The 2,809-nt window shown below is 75.4% G+C and carries 2 protein-coding genes and 1 pseudogene; 2 read left to right on the plus strand and 1 reads right to left on the minus strand.

Annotated features, from left to right (window positions below; all coding sequences use genetic code 11):
* The first annotated feature begins 235 nt into the window (after positions 1–235).
* Entirely contained in the window at positions 236–889 is a 654-nt protein-coding gene (locus ABZ641_RS31855) for a hypothetical protein (protein ID WP_359987447.1), read from the plus strand.
* Positions 890–980: 91 nt separating this feature from the next.
* Here ABZ641_RS31855 and ABZ641_RS31860 read toward each other — a convergent pair whose 3' ends face one another.
* The gene (locus ABZ641_RS31860) at positions 981–1,676 is read right to left on the minus strand and encodes a Tat pathway signal sequence domain protein (RefSeq protein WP_359987450.1); all 696 of its coding nucleotides are present in this window, start codon (positions 1,674–1,676) and stop codon (positions 981–983) included.
* A 294-nt stretch (positions 1,677–1,970) separates the two neighbouring features.
* On the opposite strand from ABZ641_RS31860, the pseudogene ABZ641_RS31865 reads away from it, so the two are divergent.
* Positions 1,971–2,809, plus strand: a pseudogene (locus ABZ641_RS31865) (hypothetical protein); the annotation flags it as partial.

Below are 2,809 nucleotides of genomic sequence, written 5' to 3' on the forward strand. Positions count from 1 at the left end.
GGGCAGCCGCGCCCGGGTGCGGTCGTGCACGGGCGACGATGCGGCCCGGGCAGCACGGTTCGCGAACGTCCGGCCCGCCGCGGCGACCGTGCGTGACCGTCGGCACCGGTCGGGGATCGCCGCAGGTGGGGGTGGGCCGGGTGGGGGGAGGTGGACGGGTGGTACGCGTGGCGGGGTGCCGGTGGGGCCGGTTGGAGAGACGCTTGAGTCCGAAGCCGGCGGTAGGAGGCGTACTATGCGCACCCACTTCCCCGGCCGCCGCGGGAATTCCCGGTGGCGGCGCCTGGTGGTGCATCTGCGGCTGGCGGTCGGCGCGGACGCCGGGCCGCTGCGGCGGCCGGTGGACCGGTCGCGGAGCCGGGCCCTGCTGGCCGCGTGGCTGGCCGTGGTGGTGGCGGCGGCCGGCGCGGGGGCGGCGGCGCTGTTCATGTACTGGTCGGCGCAGGCGGACGCGGCGCGGGCGGCGGCCCGGCTGCACCGGGTGCCGGCGGTGGTCCGCAGCGAGCCGCAGCAGGCGGACCTGAGCGCCTCCGGGGCACCGGCGGGCGGCTACCGGGCAATGGCGACGTGGACGTACCCGGCCGGGCACACGGTGACGGAGCAGGCGGCGGTGCCGAGTTCGGCCGGGCCGGGTTCGCAGGTCAGGGTGTGGGTGGACGATGCGGGCCGGGCCGCCGGGGGGCCGCGGTCGACCTCGGACATCGTGGCGACCACCGGCTTCGTCGTGCTGGGCGGCTGGGCGGCTGTGGCGCTCACCTGCGCGGTCGGGTACAGCGTGCGGCGCAGCCGGTTGCAGCGCCGGGCGGAGGAGGAGTGGCAGACGGACTGGGCGGTGGTCGAGCCGACCTGGACGGGCCGCGCGGGAGGCCGCAACGGCTCGGACGCCTGATCCCGTGACCGCGTGACCGGGTGGAGCGCCGACCGCGAGGCGGAGGGGCACGGCAGGTGCCCCTCCGCCTCCGCGTGACGCGTGTGCGCGGTCAGTTGACGTGGACGACGGGGCTGCCGGGCCGGCCGGTGTCGGTGACGGGGCCGTAGGTGGCGGAGAAGTATCCGTCCGCGGGGCACAGGCCAGATCCGCCGCTCTTGGCGAAGTGCTCGTTGTGGAAGGCCAGGCTGTGGGCGGTGTTGTCGGCGGCGCCGGTGAAGGCGCCGCCGAGCTGGTAGCTGCAGGTGATGGTGCCGAACCAGGTGGCGAGCACGGCGGTGGCCTGGATCGGCCCGGCCGGGCCCGCGGTGAGGGTGACGGGGTACCCGGCGGTGTCGTCGACCGCGACCGTGTAGGGCAGGTTTCCGACGGTCAGGCTCTTCACCGCGGTGACGCCGGTGACGTTGCTGGTGCACGAGCCGAAGGCCATGCCGGTGAGGGACTCGGTGGCGGTGCCGGGTGCGGCGGGGTTGGTGAGCACGGTGGCGGTGAACTGCGAGGTGCCGCAGGTGACTCCGGTGGTGCTGGTGGCGGTGGAGTAGAAGGTGGCCCGGGTGGTCGCGGCGAGCGGTGCCGAGAGCACGTCGCCCGCGGCCACGGCGTCGCCGGTGGCGTCCCCGCTGGTGAGGACGGCCGCGGCGGCCGGCCGGGGCGCGGCGGCGGCCGGGGCGGAGAGGACGGGGAGACCGGCGGCGGCGGTCGCGAGCAGGGCGGCGGCGAGCAGGGCGGGGCGGCTGGATGAGCGCATGGGTGGGCCTCTTCCTCGGTGAGGGGGTTCGAGAAGACGCACGTTCGCCGCTCCGGACGGATGGGGGCACCGGAGCTCCTTACTCTTGTAGGTCCATGTCGGTACACCGTCAATACAATCGGCGGAACTTGCTGACGAATAGTCAGCAGCGCTCGCGCCGGCCGGTCTGCTACGGTCGTCCGGCGGCCGGCCGCGGGACTCCGGTGCGACTTCCGGAAGGCGCCTTTACCGCGATAATTCGCAGCTCGTGCCCCCATTCCCCGGCCGGCCCGCCACACCGACGGGGGCTGAACCATGGAGACGCCGGGCGATCTGGTCGCCGCCGAGGACGTGCTGCTGTTCGTGAACGCGGCGGTCACGGCCACCGGCCAGCGCGAGTTCCACACCGACGCGGCCGAGCAGCGGCTGTCGCTGGACTTCCTGCACGCGTACATCCTCGGCAACTACCGCGACCTGTACGCGGCGGTGCTCGCCCTGGACGTCAACGACCACAACGCGGCGATGATCGTCCGCCGGCTGCTGGAGACCTCGCGGGAGGCCACCGACGCGCAGCGCCGCACCGAGGGCCGGCTGATCGCCCGGCGCCTGGCGCTGATGCCGCCGCAGCGGGTGTACCGGCTCTTCGCCGAGCTGCGCCGGGCCGGGGTGAACAACCGGCGCACCCGCGCGGTCGTCCGGGACTGGATCGCGGCCCGGCCCGACGCCGCCCTGGACGCGGTGAAGTACCGCGGCGGCTTCCGCACGGCCCTGCGGCACGCGCACCTGGCGCCGCCCGGGCCGGAGTTGGGCGACTTCGCGTTCGGCGGGGAGAAGTCGCGGCAGGGCCGCTCCTTCGAATCGCCGCTGCTGGACGCCTGGCGGCGGGCGCACTACCAGAAGTCGGCGGTGTACGAGCTGCCGTACACCGTGGCCGAGGGCTTCGCGGCGAAGCACGGGATCCCGCGGGCGGCCTTCCTGGAGCGGATCGCACCCCGGATGACCCGGCTGGAGCGGCTGCGGCTTCAGGAGTCGGCCCGCGCCGCGGGGGCGGACGCCGTCGCGGTGGACCTCGCACGGATGCCGCTGACCCGGCTGGCCGGGTACGTCCTCGGGCTGCCGGTCGAGCAGCGGCGCGCCCGGCGGGCCGAGCTGAC

The sequence above is a fragment of the Kitasatospora sp. NPDC007106 genome (assembly GCF_040634455.1).
GTDB lineage: Bacteria > Actinomycetota > Actinomycetes > Streptomycetales > Streptomycetaceae > Kitasatospora > Kitasatospora arboriphila.